General features: G+C 66.9%; 17 protein-coding genes. 14 read left to right on the top strand and 3 right to left on the bottom strand.

Going from position 1 to position 14,714, the window contains the following annotated elements; all coding sequences use genetic code 11:
* Positions 1 to 77 precede the first annotated feature (77 nt).
* From eno to GZH52_RS04570, 3 genes are read left to right on the top strand one after another with little or no spacing between them, the layout of a single operon-like run.
* A complete protein-coding gene (gene eno / locus GZH52_RS04580) occupies positions 78 to 1,361 on the top strand; it encodes a phosphopyruvate hydratase (protein ID WP_163315315.1) in 1,284 nt (427 codons plus the stop codon).
* Between the two features lie 6 nt (positions 1,362 to 1,367).
* Complete coding sequence (gene ftsB / locus GZH52_RS04575) at positions 1,368 to 1,661, top strand: cell division protein FtsB (RefSeq protein WP_163315314.1); 294 nt, start codon at positions 1,368 to 1,370, stop codon at positions 1,659 to 1,661.
* 51 nt (positions 1,662 to 1,712) lie between these two features.
* Positions 1,713 to 3,491 (top strand): GGDEF domain-containing protein, encoded by a 1,779-nt coding sequence (locus tag GZH52_RS04570; RefSeq protein WP_163315313.1) that lies wholly within the window; start codon positions 1,713 to 1,715, stop codon positions 3,489 to 3,491.
* 14 nt (positions 3,492 to 3,505) lie between these two features.
* Here the strand turns inward: GZH52_RS04570 and GZH52_RS04565 are convergent, their stop codons facing one another.
* Both GZH52_RS04565 and GZH52_RS04560 read right to left on the bottom strand, forming a co-directional pair.
* On the bottom strand, positions 3,506 to 3,817 hold the full coding sequence (locus GZH52_RS04565; RefSeq protein WP_163315312.1) for an RnfH family protein: 312 nt from the start codon (positions 3,815 to 3,817) through the stop codon (positions 3,506 to 3,508).
* Complete coding sequence (locus GZH52_RS04560) at positions 3,810 to 4,247, bottom strand: type II toxin-antitoxin system RatA family toxin (RefSeq protein WP_163315311.1); 438 nt, start codon at positions 4,245 to 4,247, stop codon at positions 3,810 to 3,812. The genes GZH52_RS04565 and GZH52_RS04560 overlap by 8 nt, the downstream gene beginning before the upstream one ends.
* A gap of 131 nt (positions 4,248 to 4,378) precedes the next feature.
* Here GZH52_RS04560 and smpB point away from each other — a divergent pair, with 131 nt between their 5' ends.
* The 9 genes from smpB (at position 4,379) to GZH52_RS04515 (ending at position 9,788) form a co-directional block, all read left to right on the top strand.
* Positions 4,379 to 4,825 carry an SsrA-binding protein SmpB gene (gene smpB, locus GZH52_RS04555; RefSeq protein WP_136551910.1) on the top strand — a complete coding sequence of 149 codons (447 nt, stop codon included), beginning with the start codon at positions 4,379 to 4,381 and terminating at the stop codon, positions 4,823 to 4,825.
* Positions 4,826 to 5,167 carry a hypothetical protein gene (locus GZH52_RS04550; RefSeq protein WP_163315310.1) on the top strand — a complete coding sequence of 114 codons (342 nt, stop codon included), beginning with the start codon at positions 4,826 to 4,828 and terminating at the stop codon, positions 5,165 to 5,167.
* Between the two features lie 24 nt (positions 5,168 to 5,191).
* Complete coding sequence (guaA, locus tag GZH52_RS04545) at positions 5,192 to 6,769, top strand: glutamine-hydrolyzing GMP synthase (RefSeq protein WP_163315309.1); 1,578 nt, start codon at positions 5,192 to 5,194, stop codon at positions 6,767 to 6,769.
* 212 nt (positions 6,770 to 6,981) lie between these two features.
* Entirely contained in the window at positions 6,982 to 7,296 is a 315-nt protein-coding gene (locus GZH52_RS04540) for an ElaB/YgaM/YqjD family protein (protein WP_136551913.1), read from the top strand.
* A gap of 3 nt (positions 7,297 to 7,299) precedes the next feature.
* Positions 7,300 to 7,683 (top strand): phage holin family protein, encoded by a 384-nt coding sequence (locus GZH52_RS04535; RefSeq protein WP_163315308.1) that lies wholly within the window; start codon positions 7,300 to 7,302, stop codon positions 7,681 to 7,683.
* Positions 7,680 to 7,955: a hypothetical protein gene (locus GZH52_RS04530; protein ID WP_163315307.1), complete on the top strand. Its 276-nt coding sequence runs from the start codon at positions 7,680 to 7,682 to the stop codon at positions 7,953 to 7,955. Before GZH52_RS04535 ends, GZH52_RS04530 begins: the two co-directional genes overlap by 4 nt.
* A gap of 54 nt (positions 7,956 to 8,009) precedes the next feature.
* On the top strand, positions 8,010 to 8,747 hold the full coding sequence (tadA, locus tag GZH52_RS04525) for a tRNA adenosine(34) deaminase TadA (RefSeq protein WP_432417426.1): 738 nt from the start codon (positions 8,010 to 8,012) through the stop codon (positions 8,745 to 8,747).
* Entirely contained in the window at positions 8,744 to 9,361 is a 618-nt protein-coding gene (locus GZH52_RS04520) for a L,D-transpeptidase family protein (protein ID WP_163315305.1), read from the top strand. The genes tadA and GZH52_RS04520 overlap by 4 nt, the downstream gene beginning before the upstream one ends.
* 1 nt (position 9,362) lies before the next feature.
* On the top strand, positions 9,363 to 9,788 hold the full coding sequence (locus tag GZH52_RS04515) for a DUF2721 domain-containing protein (RefSeq protein WP_163315304.1): 426 nt from the start codon (positions 9,363 to 9,365) through the stop codon (positions 9,786 to 9,788).
* 28 nt (positions 9,789 to 9,816) lie between these two features.
* Here the strand turns inward: GZH52_RS04515 and rlmD are convergent, their stop codons facing one another.
* On the bottom strand, positions 9,817 to 11,358 hold the full coding sequence (gene rlmD / locus GZH52_RS04510) for a 23S rRNA (uracil(1939)-C(5))-methyltransferase RlmD (protein ID WP_163315303.1): 1,542 nt from the start codon (positions 11,356 to 11,358) through the stop codon (positions 9,817 to 9,819).
* A 193-nt stretch (positions 11,359 to 11,551) separates the two neighbouring features.
* Between rlmD and GZH52_RS04505 the strand changes: the two genes are divergently transcribed.
* On the top strand, positions 11,552 to 13,717 hold the full coding sequence (locus GZH52_RS04505) for a patatin-like phospholipase family protein (RefSeq protein WP_163315302.1): 2,166 nt from the start codon (positions 11,552 to 11,554) through the stop codon (positions 13,715 to 13,717).
* A gap of 75 nt (positions 13,718 to 13,792) precedes the next feature.
* Positions 13,793 to 14,713, top strand: coding sequence for a L,D-transpeptidase (locus GZH52_RS04500; RefSeq protein ID WP_163315301.1), 921 nt, complete (start codon positions 13,793 to 13,795; stop codon positions 14,711 to 14,713).
* Position 14,714 lies beyond the last annotated feature (1 nt).

The following is a 14,714-nucleotide window of genomic DNA, read 5'->3' as shown; positions in this document are numbered from 1 at the left end:
CGCAAACTGATTGACGGCCAGGCCCATCGCCTGGCCGAAGCTTTGCACACCAACCAAGCTTGAAATAGGGGAAAACAATGAGTTCGATCATCGACGTCGTCGCCCGCGAAATCCTGGATTCGCGCGGCAACCCGACCGTTGAATGCGATGTGCTGCTCGAGTCGGGCGTGATGGGCCGCGCGGCAGTGCCGTCCGGCGCGTCGACCGGCGAAAAGGAAGCGCTCGAGCTGCGCGACGGCGACAAGTCGCGCTACCTGGGCAAGGGCGTGCTCAAGGCCGTCGAGCATATCAACACCGAAGTGTGCGAAGCGATCATCGGCCTGGACGCCGCTGACCAGGCGTTCATCGACAAGACGCTGATCGAACTGGACGGCACCGACAACAAGGGCCGCCTGGGCGCCAACGCGCTGCTGGCCGTGTCGATGGCTGTCGCCCGCGCTGCCGCCGAAGACTCCGGCCTGCCGCTGTACCGCTACCTGGGCGGCGCCGGCCCGATGGCGCTGCCGGTACCGATGATGAACGTGATCAACGGCGGCGCGCACGCCAACAACACGCTCGACATCCAGGAATTCATGATCATGCCGGTCGGCGCACCGACCTTCCGCGAGGCGCTGCGCTGCGGCGCCGAGATCTTCCACGCGCTGAAGAAGATCTGCGACGGCAAGGGCTACGCGACCACCGTCGGCGACGAAGGCGGCTTCGCGCCGAACCTGGAAAGCCACGAAGACGCGATCCGCCTGATCCTCGAGGCGATCGACGCCGCCGGCTACGTCGCAGGCCAGGACGTGCTGCTCGCGCTCGACTGCGCGTCCAGCGAGTTCTACCGCGACGGCAAGTACCACCTGACCGCGGAAAAGCTGTCGCTCACCTCGGCCGAGTTCGCCGACTACCTGGCGACGCTGGTCGACAAGTACCCGATCATCTCGATCGAGGACGGCATGAGCGAGCACGACTGGGACGGCTGGAAGATCCTGACCGAACGCCTGGGCGAACGCGTGCAGCTGGTTGGCGACGATGTCTTCGTCACCAACCCGGCTATCCTCGCCGAAGGCATCAAGGGTGGCGTCGCCAACGCGCTGCTGGTCAAGGTCAACCAGATCGGCACCCTGTCCGAGACGCTGAAGGCGGTCGACCTGGCCAAGCGCTCGCGCTACACCAGCGTGATGAGCCACCGCTCGGGCGAGACCGAGGACAGCACCATCGCCGACCTCGCCGTCGCGACCAACTGCATGCAGATCAAGACCGGTTCGCTGTCCCGCTCCGACCGCATGGCCAAGTACAACCAGCTCCTGCGCATCGAGGAAGAGCTGGGTGACGCCGCCTGGTACCCGGGCCGTGCCGCGTTCTACCACCTGAAGTAAGCTGCCATGCGAGCGCTGACCCTGGTGCTGGTTGCCCTGATCCTTGCCCTGCAATGGCCGCTCTGGTTCGGCAAGGGCAGCTGGCTCAGGGTCTGGCAGCTCGACAAGCAGGTGACGGAACAGCAGGCGGTCAACCTCAAGTTGGCCGCCCGCAACGCCGCCCTCGACGCTGAAGTGCGCGACCTCAAGCAGGGCACCGCGGCGATCGAGGAGCGCGCAAGAAATGAACTTGGCATGATTCGTGGCGGTGAGGTATTTTTCCAGCTGCTGGAACACGCCGCCACGCCGGGCAAGCCCTGAGCCTGAGCGCCCGCACTCCGGCCTGCCCTCTCCTTCCATCCGAGCCTGGCGATGCCACCGAACAATCCGACCGACCTTGCCCGAGAAACGCTGAAACAACTGAGCCTGCGCCAGTTGCTGCCCACGCCGGAAAACTACAGCCGCATTTACGCGCAAGTGGCCGGGCCTGAGGGGGACCGCCCGGAAAAACCCCACCGCCTGGCCGAATTGATCGGGCAGGCCTACGGCACGCTGACCCCGCAGACACAAAGCTACCGGATCAACCTCGCCCGCTTGCTGCGCGCGCTGGAAGAGGAAAACTGGGAGCAGGTACCGCAACAGCTGATCGACCTCGCCGTGCTGCACTATCGCGAGCGCACGCTGACCGACAGCTGGGGCAACCTGATCCTCGGGCTGCTGAAACTGTGGGACCTGCGCCTGCCCGAACTCTCGCAGGCGTACAAGCAAGCCGCGCTCGAGCGTCTGATGATCACCTTCGGCCACCAGCCCGAGCTCCTCAACGAGAAGCTCTCCCGCCTGATTGCCGACTGGGGCCGCGGCGTGCGTGACGACAGCGTCGACGAAACGCTGCCCGCCGCGCTGCCCGCCGCAACCGGCAACGGCAGCCATGCCCGGTGGTGCACCCTGCTCTCGCTGGTCCTGCACCACGGCATCGAGCCCCGTCTGCTGCACGCGCCGGCGCTGGTCGAGCCCTACCAGGCCTTGCTCGCGAACCTGTCGCAACTGGCCGACGACGCCGAGGCCGTCTCCGGCTGGCACGACGCCTTGCGCGCCTTCCTGATCCAGCTCGAGCTGCACCGCCAGCAGGACGAACGCGTCGCCAGCGGCCTGACCAACCTGCTGCAGCTGCTGCTGCAGAACATCGCCGAGCTCAACCGCTCGGACGCCTACCTGCTCGGGCAGATCGAGAGCCTGCAGGCCATCCTCGCCTCGCCCGAACTGTCGATGCAGCAGGTTTACCAGCTGGAAGTCAGCCTCAAGGAGGTCATCCGCAAACAGGGCGAACTCAAGAGCTCGCTTGACGAAGCCGCCAGCTCGCTCAGGGGCCTGCTCGACACCTTCCTCGCGCAGCTGGCGAAGATGAGCGACGACACCGAGCAGTTCCACCACAAGGTTTCCGAATACCAGGATGCGTTGCGCCAGAGCGACGCGCCGACCGAGATCCGCCGCATTGCCGGCGCCCTGCTGGGCGACACCGAGACCATGCAGCAATTGCTCAGCCACTCGCGCGAGGGGCTGCGCCTGGCGCAGGACAAGGTCGAGGCCGCCCAGCAGCGCATCTCGGAGCTCGAGCGCGCGCTGGAGAATGCCAGCGCCAAGGTGCAGGAAGACCAGCTGACCGGCACCTACAACCGGCGCGGGCTGGACGAGCACTTCGCCCGCGAGCTCGGCCGCGCCGAGCGCACCGGCTCGCCGCTGTCGGTCGCGCTGATCGATGTCGACAACTTCAAGCAGCTGAACGACCGCTTCGGCCACCTGGCCGGCGACCGCGCGCTGCGTTTCCTGGCAGACGCGATCCGCCACAACCTGCGGCCTTCGGACATCTGCGCGCGCTTCGGCGGCGAGGAGTTCGTGGTCCTGCTGCCGGACACGCCGATAGCCGAAGCCCAAAGCGTGATGCACAGGCTGCAGCGCGAGCTGACCCGCACCTTCTTCCTGACCAACAACGAGCGTCTGGTGATCACCTTCAGCGCCGGTGTCGCACTGTGGCACCTCGGCGAGAAGGAAGCCGACGTGATCGACCGCGCCGACCGCGCGATGTACCAGGCCAAGCTCGCCGGCAAGAACCGGACCTGCTCGGCCGAACCGGACGCGCAGTTAACCTGCTGAACCCAGGGGGCGGCTTAGCCGCCCTTTTTCATGGCCTTGCCGGCTTCGGCACGCTGGCGGCGCACCGCCTTCGGGTCGGCGATCAACGGGCGGTAGATCTCGACGCGGTCTTTCTCGCGCAGCACCGTCTCGGCACGCACCGCCTTGCCGAAGATGCCGAGCTTGAGCGCGTCGACGTCGGCGAGCTCTTCCGGAAACTCGGCTTGCAGGCCCGAGCGCAGCACCGCGTCGCGGGCGGTCGTCCCCGCGGGCACCTTAAGGCGGACCAGCTTCTGCCGCTCTGGCCGCGCGAACACCACCTCGACTTCGATCTGCTGCTCAGTCATCACCGTATTTCCTGTCGGCTTCGCGGATAAAGGCGTCGACCAGCGAGCCCGAGATATGCCCGAACACCGGGCCGATCACCTTCTCCAGGAGGTGGCTGGAGAACTCGTAGCTGAGCCTGAACTCGACCCGGCAGCCGAAGTCGCCCAGCGGCGTGAACTGCCAGCCGCCCTCGAGCGAACGGAACGGGCCGTCGACCAGCTGCATCGAGATCGACTCGGGCGGACGGTTGACGTTGCGCGTGGTGAAGTGCTGGCGCACCTTCAGGTAGTCGATATGCAGGCTGGCGACCAGCGCCTGGTCGCCCTGCTCGACCACCTCGGCGTGGCTGCACCACGGCAAAAAACGGGGGTAATGGGCAAAATCGGATACCAGCGCGTACATCTGCTCGGGCGTGTGCGCGACCAGGACTTTCTTCTCGACGACCTGCATGCCAACGGAGGGAAAAGGCGAAAGCGCCACGATACACGAAGCGCCGGCCCGGCGACAAGGCGGCGCGGGGCGCACGCTTTGGCAGGCGCCGCCCTTCTGTTAGAATGGCGGATTACTTGAGGCGGACAAGCATGAGCATCATCCAGAATCGGAAAGCCTTCCACGATTACTTCATCGAGGAGCAGGTCGAGGCCGGGCTGGTGCTGGAAGGCTGGGAAGTCAAGGCCATCCGCGCCGGCCGCGTGCAGCTGAAGGAAAGCTATGTCGTATGGCAAAGGGGCGCCTTCTGGCTGATCGGCTGCCACATCACCGCGCTGCAATCCGCGTCGACGCATGTGCGGCCGGATCCGGTACGCTCCCGCAAGCTGCTGTTGTCGCAGGCCGAGATCAACCGCTTCATCGGCAAGGTCGAACGCGCAGGCTACACCATGGTCGCGCTCGACCTGCACTACACCAAGGGCCGCATCAAGGTTCAGGTCGGCCTCGCCAAGGGCAAGAAGCAGCACGACAAGCGCGAGAGCGAGAAAGAGCGCGAGTGGCAGCGCGAGAAGCAGCGCATCATGAAGGACAACCGCTAAATGCGGCCCGGCGCGACCTTCCCGCTGCTCTTGATCGTGCTGGGCACGCTGTGGTTCCTGCACTCGACTGCCCTGTTGCCCGACACCACCACCCTGCTCGCGCTGATGCTCGCCGGCGCCGGCGTCGCGCTGATCGCCATCGACGGCGTCAACAAGTCGACGCTGGTCGCCTCCCCGCTGATGGTCTACGCCGGTGCCGCCGTCTGGCTATACCGGCACTGGGGGTTGCAGCTCTCGCACCTGCTGTCGCTGGGCATGGTGCTGGCCGGCTTGCTGATGCTCATCGCCCGCAGCGACCGTATTCCCGACAAAGGCCGAGGCGCGGACGCCCACGAGCGCTGAGCCTCCCATCTACCAAGGACTGACATGGACAAGATCCTCATTCTCGACTTCGGCTCCCAAGTCTCCCAGCTGATCGCCCGCCGCGTGCGCGAAGCGCACGTCTACTGCGAACTGCATCCGTACGACATGCCGATCGACGAGATCCGCGCCTTCGCGCCGAAGGCGATCATCCTCTCCGGCGGCCCGAACTCGGTCTACGAATCCGACTACCAGGCCGACCCGGCCATCTTCGAGATGGGCATCCCCGTCCTCGGCATCTGCTACGGCATGCAGTGGATGGCGCAGACCTTGGGCGGCAAGGTCGAGCCGGGCGTCACCCGCGAATTCGGCTACGCCGAGATCAAGGCGCGCCACCACTCGAAGATCTTCGAAGGCCTGCAGGATCGCGTCGACGACGCCGGCAACGGTTACCTCGACGTGTGGATGAGCCACGGCGACAAGGTATCGCTGCTGCCGCAAGGCTTCCACATGATCGCCGAGACCCCGGCCTGCCCGATCGCGGCGATGGCCGACGAGGACCGCGGCTTCTACGGCGTGCAGTTCCACCCGGAAGTGACCCACACCAAGCGCGGCACCGAGATGATCCAGCGCTTCGTGCTGATGGTCGCCGGTGCCAAGCCGTCGTGGACCATGCCCAACTACATCGACGAGGCGGTGCAGAAGATCCGCGAACAGGTCGGTGACGAGGAAGTGATCCTCGGCCTGTCCGGCGGCGTCGACTCGTCGGTGGCAGCCGCGCTGATCCACCGCGCCATCGGCGACCAGCTCACCTGCGTGTTCGTCGACCACGGCCTGCTGCGCCTGAACGAAGGCAAGATGGTGATGGAGATGTTCGCGCAGAACCTCGGCGTGAAGGTCATCCACGTCGACGCGACCGAACAGTTCATGGGCAAGCTCGCCGGCGAATCCGACCCGGAGAAGAAGCGCAAGATCATCGGCGCCGAGTTCGTCGAAGTGTTCCAGCGCGAGTCGGGCAAGCTCGTCAACGCCAAGTGGCTGGCGCAGGGCACCATCTACCCGGACGTGATCGAGTCGGCCGGCGCCAAGACCAAGAAGGCGCACAGCATCAAGAGCCACCACAACGTCGGCGGCCTGCCGGAAGACATGCACCTCAAGCTGCTGGAGCCGCTGCGCGACCTGTTCAAGGACGAAGTGCGCCAGTTGGGCGTCGCCCTCGGCCTGCCGCACGACATGGTGTACCGCCACCCGTTCCCGGGCCCGGGCCTGGGCGTGCGCATCCTCGGCGAAGTGAAGATGGAATACGCCGACCTGCTGCGCCGCGCCGACGCGATCTTCATCGAAGAGCTGCGTAACACCGTCGACGAGAAGACCGGCAAGAACTGGTACGAGCTGACCAGCCAGGCCTTCGCCGTGTTCCTGCCGGTCAAATCGGTCGGCGTGATGGGCGACGGCCGCACCTACGACTACGTCGTCGCGCTGCGCGCGGTGGTCACCAGCGACTTCATGACCGCGCACTGGGCCGAACTGCCGTATAGCCTGCTCGGCCGCGTCTCCAACCGCATCATCAACGAAGTGCGCGGCATCAACCGCGTCTGCTACGACGTCTCCGGCAAGCCGCCGGCAACGATCGAGTGGGAGTGATGCCCTCGGAGGCGGCGTAAGCTTACTGAGCCGCCCGTATATGTCCAAAGCCCGCGCCTGGCGCGGGCTTTTTCGCGCCCAAGCTGCCGCAAATCAAAACAACGGGAACATTTTGGCGGTAAAAGGGACACATAGGCATTAGCATGGAAGTTGTGCTGCGCAGCGCGCAGCTTCCGTCCTGCGTTTCCCAACCGCCGTTCCAGGAGAGATTGATGACTGATACCGCAGCCCAGACCGAAAAAGCAAAACTGCTCGACGACGTGCGCAGCGTCCTCAACAACACCGAAGAACTGCTCGCCTCCGCCGGCGACAACGGCAGCGAGAAGGCGCGCGAACTGCACCAGAAGCTGCAGACCAACCTGAAGCTGGCCAAGGCCCGCCTGCTCGACGCCGAAAAGGCCGCGCTCGGCCGTGCCAAGGAAGCGGCCAAGGCGACCGACCACTACGTCCACGAAAATCCGTGGAAAGCGATCGGCATCGCCTCCGCCATCGCCTTCCTGCTCGGCCTCTTGGTCTCGCGCCGCTAAGCGATGGCGTCTAGTCCCGTCCGTCCCGGCACGCTGCGCTCGCTGTTCGAGGGCGTGGTCGCGCTGCTGTTCACCCGCGCCGAACTGCTGCATATCGAGCTGGAGGAACAGCAGGAGAGGCTGGTCGGCAACGTCATCCTGGTTGCCAGCGCGCTGATCCTGCTATTCGCGGCGATCATCGCGCTGTTGCTGTTCGTGCTTCTGGTGCTGCCGCCGCAGCACCGCGCGCTGGCGATGGGGCTGTTCGCCGCGTCCTTCCTGGCTACCTCCGGCATCCTGCTCGTCATCCTCAAGCGCAGGATCGAGACCGCGCCCAAGCCGCTGGCGCTGACGCTGGGCGAGCTTAAAAAGGACTGGCAGGCGGTCTCCGGCAAGGACGTCTCATGAACCGGCACGAACGGGAACTGAAGAAGCAGCTGCTGCTGATCAAGGGCGAGGCGCTGCGTACCCGCGTCGAGCTCGAGGTCACCGAGTGGAAGAACCCGCTGCAACTGGCCCGCTCGGCGCTCGCCACCGCCGCGCAGAGCCGCTACGGCATGAAGGCCGGCGTCGCCGCCGCCGCGCTGTTCTTTCCGCGGCTCGCGCAAAAGGGCCTGTTCCGCAAGGGGCTTGGCGTCGCGCTGGCGGTGCTCGCCTTGCGCCGCTGGCTCAAACGCTGACGCGAGCTGAGACCCTGCAACAGGCTGCCGTATAATGGCAGCCTGTTTTCATGGGTGCCCGCCTTGACGCCGCTGACCACGCCTCCGCTGCCGCCGACCACCATCGCGGCCCTCCACCGCCTCGGCCTCGCAAGCCAGGAGGCGCTCTCCGCCTTCGGCCCCGCGCGCGCCTGCCTGCTGCTGCGCGCCGCGGGCCAGCCGGCCGGCCGCCGCTTGTTGTACGCGCTGGGCGCCGCCGCGCGCGGCGTGCACTGGCAGGCATTGAGCGACGACGAGCGTAGCGCCCTAGACGCGGCGCTCACCGCCGCCTTGCCGGTGCGCGTGCCGCCCGCTGCCGACGAGGCCCGGCAACATATGGCCGACGCGCGGGCGTTGGCCGCCGAGGCGGCCGCCAGCGGCGAGGTGCCGGTCGGCGCGCTGGTGGTCAAGGACGGGCGGGTGATCGGCCGCGGGCGCAACGCGCCGATCGGCCTGAGCGACCCGTGCGCGCACGCCGAGGTCCTCGCGCTGCGCGAGGCGGCAGCCACGCTCGGCAACTACCGGCTCGACGGCTGCGACCTCTACGTCACGCTCGAGCCCTGCCCGATGTGCGCGGGCGCCATCCTGCACGCGCGCGTCGCGCGCGTGATCTACGGTGCGGCCGACGCCAAGACCGGCGCTGCCGGCAGCGTGACCGACCTCTTCTCGCTCAAGGCGCTCAACGCGCACACCGCGGTGTTTTCCGGCGTCGACGCTGACGCCTGTGCGTCGCAACTCTCCGCCTTCTTCGCCGGCCTGAGGCGCACTGGATGAGACGCCTCCTGCTCTTCGCTTGCGCACTGCTTGCCGCGTGCGCCCAACCGCCCAAACCCGCAGCGCTCGCGCCAGCTGTGCCCGTTGCGCAAGTCGCACCGCTACAAGCACGCCCTTCCCCCGGCCAGCCATGGATCCGCGTCGGCGTCAAAAGCCAGCAGTTGACGCTGGTCGGCGCCGACGGGCAAGACAGGGCGAGCTACACGGTGTCGACCGCCAGCCGCGGCGTCGGCGAGCAGAACGGCAGCCTGCAGACGCCGCGCGGCTGGCACCGCGTGTGCGACAAGATCGGCGACGGCGTGGCACCCGACACCATCATCTACCGGCGCGAGATCACGCCCTGGCGCTACACGCCGGCGCTGCACGCCGAGTATCCGGATAAGGACTGGATCCTGACCCGCATCCTGTGGCTGTGCGGGCTCGAGCCCGGCCGCAACGCCGGCGGCGACGTCGACAGCTACGCGCGCGCGATCTACATCCACGGCGCCGGCGGCCATGTGCGCTGGGGCACGCCGACCTCGCGCGGCTGCGTGCGCATGAAGAGCGCCGACGTGATCGAACTGTTTGACACCGTACCGCTGGGCACCGAAGTGCTGATCGACGAGAACGCCTGACATGACGCTGAATCTGACCACGCCCGGCCTGCTGTTCCCGGCCATCTCGCTGTTGCTGCTCGCGTACACCAACCGTTTCCTCGGCCTCGCCGCGACCATCCGCAACCTGTACAACGACTACCGGCGCACGCCGGACCCGCAGATCGCACAGCAGATCAGCAGCCTGCGCCGCCGCGTGCAGCTGATCCAGCAGATGCAGGTCGCCGGCGTCGGCAGCCTGTTCCTGTGCGTGCTCGCGATGCTGAAGATCTACCTGGGCCTGCAGACGCTCGCCTACTACAGCTTCGGCGCCAGCCTCGCGCTGATGATGCTCTCGCTCGCGCTCTCGCTGATCGAGCTCAAGCTCTCGTCCGACGCGCTGAACATCCTGCTGGCTGACCTGGAAGCACCGCCGCGCCGGGGCCAGGCGCAAAAAAACGCTCCCTAGTCAGGGAGCGTTGGCCGGACAGGGCCGCTTAGCCGCGTTCGACGCGGTTGCGGTTGTCGTAGTAGTCCTTGTTGGCAAGATAGTGCTGGTAGCGCGCTTCCTTCTTCGCCACACGTTCGGCCTCTTCCGCCGCCTTGCGCTTGGCCTCTTCGGCCTGGCGCGCCTTCTTCGCCGCCTTGGCCGCTTCGACCGCGGCCTTTTCGGCCGCGTCCAGCGCCTCCATCTCGGCCTGGCTCTTGGCCGGGTGGGTCTTCTCGAACCAGGCGACCGACTCGACGTGCGCGGTGTGCGGGAACATGTTGAGGATGCCGGCCGCCTTCAGCGTGTAGCCTTTCAGGTTGACCAGCACGTTGGCGTCGCGCGCCAGCGTCGCCGGGTTGCACGACACGTAGACGATGCGCTTGGGCGCGGTCTCTTCGGTCAGCGACTTGCAAAGCTCGATCGCGCCGTCGCGCGGCGGGTCGATCAGCATCTTGTCGAAGCGGCCGAGCGCGGCAAAGCTCTCGGCGGTGACGTCGAACAGGTTGGCCATCTCGTAGCTGACCTTGTCCTGCAGGCCGTTGTGCGTCGCGTTTTCCACCGCGCGGCGCACCAGCGCCTCGCTGCCTTCCATGCCGTGCACGGTCGCGCCGGAACGGGCGATCGGCAGCGTGAAGTTGCCGATGCCGCAGAACATGTCGGCGATGCGCTCGCCCGGCTGCGCGTCGAGCAGGCGCAGCGCACGGCTGACCATCACGCTGTTGAGGTCAGGGTTGACCTGGGTGAACTCGGTCGGGTAGTACGGCATCTCGATGCCAAAGTCGGGCAGCCGGTAGCTCAGCCGCGGCGCGTCCAGCGGGTAGAACGGGTAGCAGGTATCCGGTCCCTTGGGCTGCAGCCACATCTGCAAGGGACGCGCCTTGCCGTACTTGTCGGCGAACACGCGGATCCGCGCTTCGTCTTCCTTGCTGATCGCGTCCATATTGCGCAACACCAGCACGTCGACGTCGGCGCCGCCGGCGTACTCGACCTGCGGGATGCGGTCGTTGATCGACAGGCTTGCGATCAGCTCGCGCAGCGGGACGATCAGCGCGGAGATATGCGGGGGCAGCACGTGGCATTCGGCCATCTCGGCGATATAGGTCGAGCGCTTCTCGCGGAAGCCCAGCAACGCACCGCCCTTCTTCGGCACCATGCGCGCCGACAAGCGGGCGCGGTGGCGGTAGCCCCAGCTCTGGCCGGCGATCGGCGTCATCACGCGCTCGGGGGTGACCTTGCCGATGCGCGCGAGGTTGTCCTCGAGCACGCGCTGCTTGATCGCGACCTGCGCGGAGAATTCGACATGCTGCATCGAGCAGCCGCCGCACACGCCAAAGTGCGGGCAGCGCGGTGTCGCGCGCATGAAGCTTTCCTTCACCACGCGCACGACTTCGGCGTTCTCGTAATTCTTCTTGCTGCGCCAGGCGCGGTACTCGACGGTCTCGTAGGGCAAGGCACCGTCGATGAACAGGGTCTTGCCGTCCACGCGCGCGACGCCATGGCCTTCATGGTCGAGCGATTCCACGTAGGCAAGCAGGGTGTTCTCTGACATTTTTTCCAGACGAATCAAAGCGAAAGCGCGGATTTTCTCACAAAACCACGCTCCGCCCCAAGCCGCCTGCGCAGCACGGGCAGACCGCCCTGACGTGTGGCCCTCCGTCACATCTGACATTGGCATCGCCCGCCGGCGCATATATACCAAGAGAGAATCTGAATTGTGCGGCCCGCCCGCCGCCGGAGTCCCTATGCTCACCCGCCTTGCCCTGCCCTTGCTGTGCTGCTGCACCTCTCTTGCCCTGGCGTCCCCCGTGCGGGTCGGCCTCGTCCTCGGCGGCGGCGGCGCCCGTGGTGCCGCGCATATCGGCGTGCTCGAAGTACTCGAACAGCAGCGCGTCCCGATCGCCTGCGTGGCTGGCACCAGCATGGGCGCGCTGGTGGCCGGCGCTTACGCCGCCGGCCTCAGCCCGGCGCAGATGCGCGCCAAGATGGACGCGGCCGACTGGGCAAGCATGTTCCAGGACAGCCCGACCTACGACGAGATGGGCTACCGCAACAAGCGCATCTCCCAGCGCTACCTGCCCGGGCTGGAAACCGGCCTGAAAGCGGACGGGCTGCAATACCAGAGCGGCGCCGTTACCGGGCAGCGCATCAAGCTGTTCTTCAACGAACTGGTCGGCGCCGAAAACGGCGAGCCGCAGATCGAGTCGCTCGCCATGCCGCTGGCCATCATCGCGACCGACATCGGCAGCGGCGAACGGGTGGTACTCAAGCAAGGCAGCCTGACCCGGGCGATGCGCGCGAGCATGTCGGTACCCGGGCTGATGTCGCCGCTAAACGAAGGGGGCCGCCGTCTGGTCGACGGCGGACTGGTCGACAACGTGCCGATCGACGTGGTTCGCGAACTGTGCCAGCCCGACCTCGTCATCGCGGTCAACGTCGGCTCGCCGCTGCTCAAGCCCGAGGAGGTCACCTCGCTGCTCAGCGTCTCGGCACAGATGATCAACATCCTGACCGAGCAAAACGTCAGCCGTTCGCTCGCCAGCCTGACCCCGCGAGACGTCTACATCAAGCCCGACCTCGAAGGGCTGAGCGCGGCGGACTTCCCGCGCCACAGCGAGATCACCGAACGCGGCCGTGAAGCTGCGCTCGCCGCGCTGCCCAGGCTCACCGCGCTGGGCGCGCCGCCTGAGCGCTACCAGGCCTGGCAACAGGCGCGCAGCCAGGCGAGCAAGCGCCAGCCGCTCCCGGTCGACCGCGTCGAGGTGGCCCAACTTGCGCATGTCAACCCGGCCGCGGTCACCCGCCACCTAGAACAGGAAACGGACGCGCCTTTGGCCAAGACCACCGGGCGCGACCTGCTGCGCGTCTTTGGCGACGGCTACTACGAGAGCGTCGACTACGCGCTGCTTGGCGAACGCGACAAACATATCCTGCGCGTCACCCCGCTGGAAAAAAGCTGGGGACCGGACTACCTGCGCTTCGGCATCAACCTGGAAAGCAACCTCGACGCGCGTGCGAGCTACGCGCTCAGGGCCGCACTGCACAAGACCTGGCTCAACGCACTGGGCGGCGAGATGCTCGTCGGTGCGCAGGTCGGTTCGGAAACCGGCGTCAGCGCAGAGTTCTACCAACCGCTGGATACGGCCCAGAACATTTTTGCCGAAACGCACGCAAGCTTCCTTAGCCGCAACCGCTACTTCTACCAGGACGACCAGAAGCTCGCCGAATACCTGACCCGCACCGGCCTCGTCTCGGCCGGCTTCGGCCTGCGCGTAGGCCTGCTCGGTCAGGCCAAGCTGGGCTGGCAGGAGAAGTGGCGGAGCGCCGAACTTGAAACCGGCCGTCCGGAGCTGCCAGAGAACAGCCGACACTACGGCGGCTGGTTTGCCTCGCTGGACCTCGACCAGATCAACCGGCTGTACCTGCCGACCAACGGCTGGGCAGCGCGCGCCCACTACTTCGACAGCGACAAGGAGGGCTTCGGCCAGCTTTTGGCCAGCGTATCGGCAAGCCGCACGCTAGGCCCGGTCATCGGCCATGCCCGACTGAGTGCGAGCCAGACCCTGCGCGGCCGTACCCCCTTTTACGAGGCGCCGGCGCTGGGCGGCTTCCTGAACCTGACCGGCTTCGCGCCACAGCAACTGGTCGGTGAAGACATGCGCTTCGCTCAGTTGCGCCTCGAGCGCATCGTCGGCCGGCTCCCGCTGGGCTTGCGCGGCGACATGCGGGTGGGGCTTGCACTGGAAGGCGCCACCTTCGGCCAACGCTACAGCGAAACAGCCCTGGAGGGCTGGCAGCGCTCGGCCGCGCTCTACCTGGGCGGCGAAACGCCGCTGGGCGCGGCCTACCTGGGCTACGGCTACGGTGGCGGCGGGCGCAATGCCGTCTACCTTTTTTTGGGGACGCCCTAGCCTACGGCCGGCCTTGCGGCGGCAAGGCTGCTAGAATCGTTGCACCTGCTGACCCGTTTTTTTGATCGCCCGACCATGTTTCCTGCGCGACTGTTCGCCATTTGCCTTGTCTTCACCAGCCTTGGCGCCTACGCCACACCCATGCCGCCGGACGTCGCCATCTCGCCCACCGGCATGCACATCGTGATCAACCTGCCGCAGACCCGGCTGTTCGTTTACGAAGACGGCGTGCTCAGCGGGGACTTTCCGGTCGCCGTCGGCAAGATGCTGACCCGCACCCCGGTCGGCGAGTACACGGTCACCGGCATCTACCGCAACCCGGCCTGGCATGTACCCAAGTCGATCCAGGAAGAGCAGCGCCGCGCCGGCAAGCCGGTGCAGACCGTCGTGCCGCCGGGGCCGGACAACCCGCTGGGGCCGGTCTTCATCCGTTTCGGCGAGGCTAGGCTCGGCCTCGGCATCCACGGCACCAACGCGCCCTCCAGCGTGCCGGGCTTTCGCAGCCACGGTTGCGTGCGCATGAAAAGCGACCAGGTCCTGCCGCTGTCGTACCGCGTGCCGCTGGGCACGCCGGTGACGGTCACCTACCAGACGGTACTGCTGGGTGAGGACGCGAAGGGAGAGCTGTGGCTGAGCGCGCTGCGCGACCGCTACCAGCACAAGGACGACGCGCTGCCCAAGCTCGCCGACACCCTGCTCTCCTGGCAGCAGGAGAAGCAGACACCGCTGTTCGGCAAGCGGGTCGACTCCGCGCTGAAGGCGCGCAGCGGCAAACCGGTCTGCCTGAGCTGCCAAGCCCCTGCCGACGCACGGCCGGCCGGAACGCTCACCGCCGTGCAGTGGCTACGGAACGCCGCGCCTGCCGCACAGGAATTCACAGCCGAGCCTGCCGAGCCGGTGATGGAACCGCAGTCCGAGGCGCCGCTGAACACGGCGGTGCCATCGCCGGAAGCCCCACACTCGGCCACCCGCGCCGCCACCCGCCAACCGGCCTGAG

The organism is Crenobacter caeni, from assembly GCF_010435965.1.
Taxonomy (GTDB): domain Bacteria; phylum Pseudomonadota; class Gammaproteobacteria; order Burkholderiales; family Chromobacteriaceae; genus Craterilacuibacter; species Craterilacuibacter caeni.
Note: the sequence above shows the minus strand (reverse complement) of the source record. Positions and strands in the feature narration are given on the sequence as shown.

What these genes read in the sequence shown, in the direction of transcription:
- GZH52_RS04560 (WP_163315311.1), bottom strand. Translation starts at nt 4,247, where the DNA reads ATGCAGGTCGTCGAGAAGAAAGTCCTGGTCGCGCACACGCCCGAGCAG.
- GZH52_RS04520 (WP_163315305.1), top strand. Translation starts at nt 8,744, where the DNA reads ATGAGACGCCTCCTGCTCTTCGCTTGCGCACTGCTTGCCGCGTGCGCC.
- rlmD (WP_163315303.1), bottom strand. Translation starts at nt 11,358, where the DNA reads ATGTCAGAGAACACCCTGCTTGCCTACGTGGAATCGCTCGACCATGAA.
- GZH52_RS04570 (WP_163315313.1), top strand. Translation starts at nt 1,713, where the DNA reads ATGCCACCGAACAATCCGACCGACCTTGCCCGAGAAACGCTGAAACAA.
- GZH52_RS04500 (WP_163315301.1), top strand. Translation starts at nt 13,793, where the DNA reads ATGTTTCCTGCGCGACTGTTCGCCATTTGCCTTGTCTTCACCAGCCTT.
- GZH52_RS04565 (WP_163315312.1), bottom strand. Translation starts at nt 3,817, where the DNA reads ATGACTGAGCAGCAGATCGAAGTCGAGGTGGTGTTCGCGCGGCCAGAG.
- GZH52_RS04505 (WP_163315302.1), top strand. Translation starts at nt 11,552, where the DNA reads ATGCTCACCCGCCTTGCCCTGCCCTTGCTGTGCTGCTGCACCTCTCTT.
- GZH52_RS04535 (WP_163315308.1), top strand. Translation starts at nt 7,300, where the DNA reads ATGGCGTCTAGTCCCGTCCGTCCCGGCACGCTGCGCTCGCTGTTCGAG.
- GZH52_RS04530 (WP_163315307.1), top strand. Translation starts at nt 7,680, where the DNA reads ATGAACCGGCACGAACGGGAACTGAAGAAGCAGCTGCTGCTGATCAAG.
- GZH52_RS04550 (WP_163315310.1), top strand. Translation starts at nt 4,826, where the DNA reads ATGCGGCCCGGCGCGACCTTCCCGCTGCTCTTGATCGTGCTGGGCACG.
- eno (WP_163315315.1), top strand. Translation starts at nt 78, where the DNA reads ATGAGTTCGATCATCGACGTCGTCGCCCGCGAAATCCTGGATTCGCGC.
- guaA (WP_163315309.1), top strand. Translation starts at nt 5,192, where the DNA reads ATGGACAAGATCCTCATTCTCGACTTCGGCTCCCAAGTCTCCCAGCTG.
- ftsB (WP_163315314.1), top strand. Translation starts at nt 1,368, where the DNA reads ATGCGAGCGCTGACCCTGGTGCTGGTTGCCCTGATCCTTGCCCTGCAA.
- GZH52_RS04540 (WP_136551913.1), top strand. Translation starts at nt 6,982, where the DNA reads ATGACTGATACCGCAGCCCAGACCGAAAAAGCAAAACTGCTCGACGAC.
- GZH52_RS04515 (WP_163315304.1), top strand. Translation starts at nt 9,363, where the DNA reads ATGACGCTGAATCTGACCACGCCCGGCCTGCTGTTCCCGGCCATCTCG.
- smpB (WP_136551910.1), top strand. Translation starts at nt 4,379, where the DNA reads ATGAGCATCATCCAGAATCGGAAAGCCTTCCACGATTACTTCATCGAG.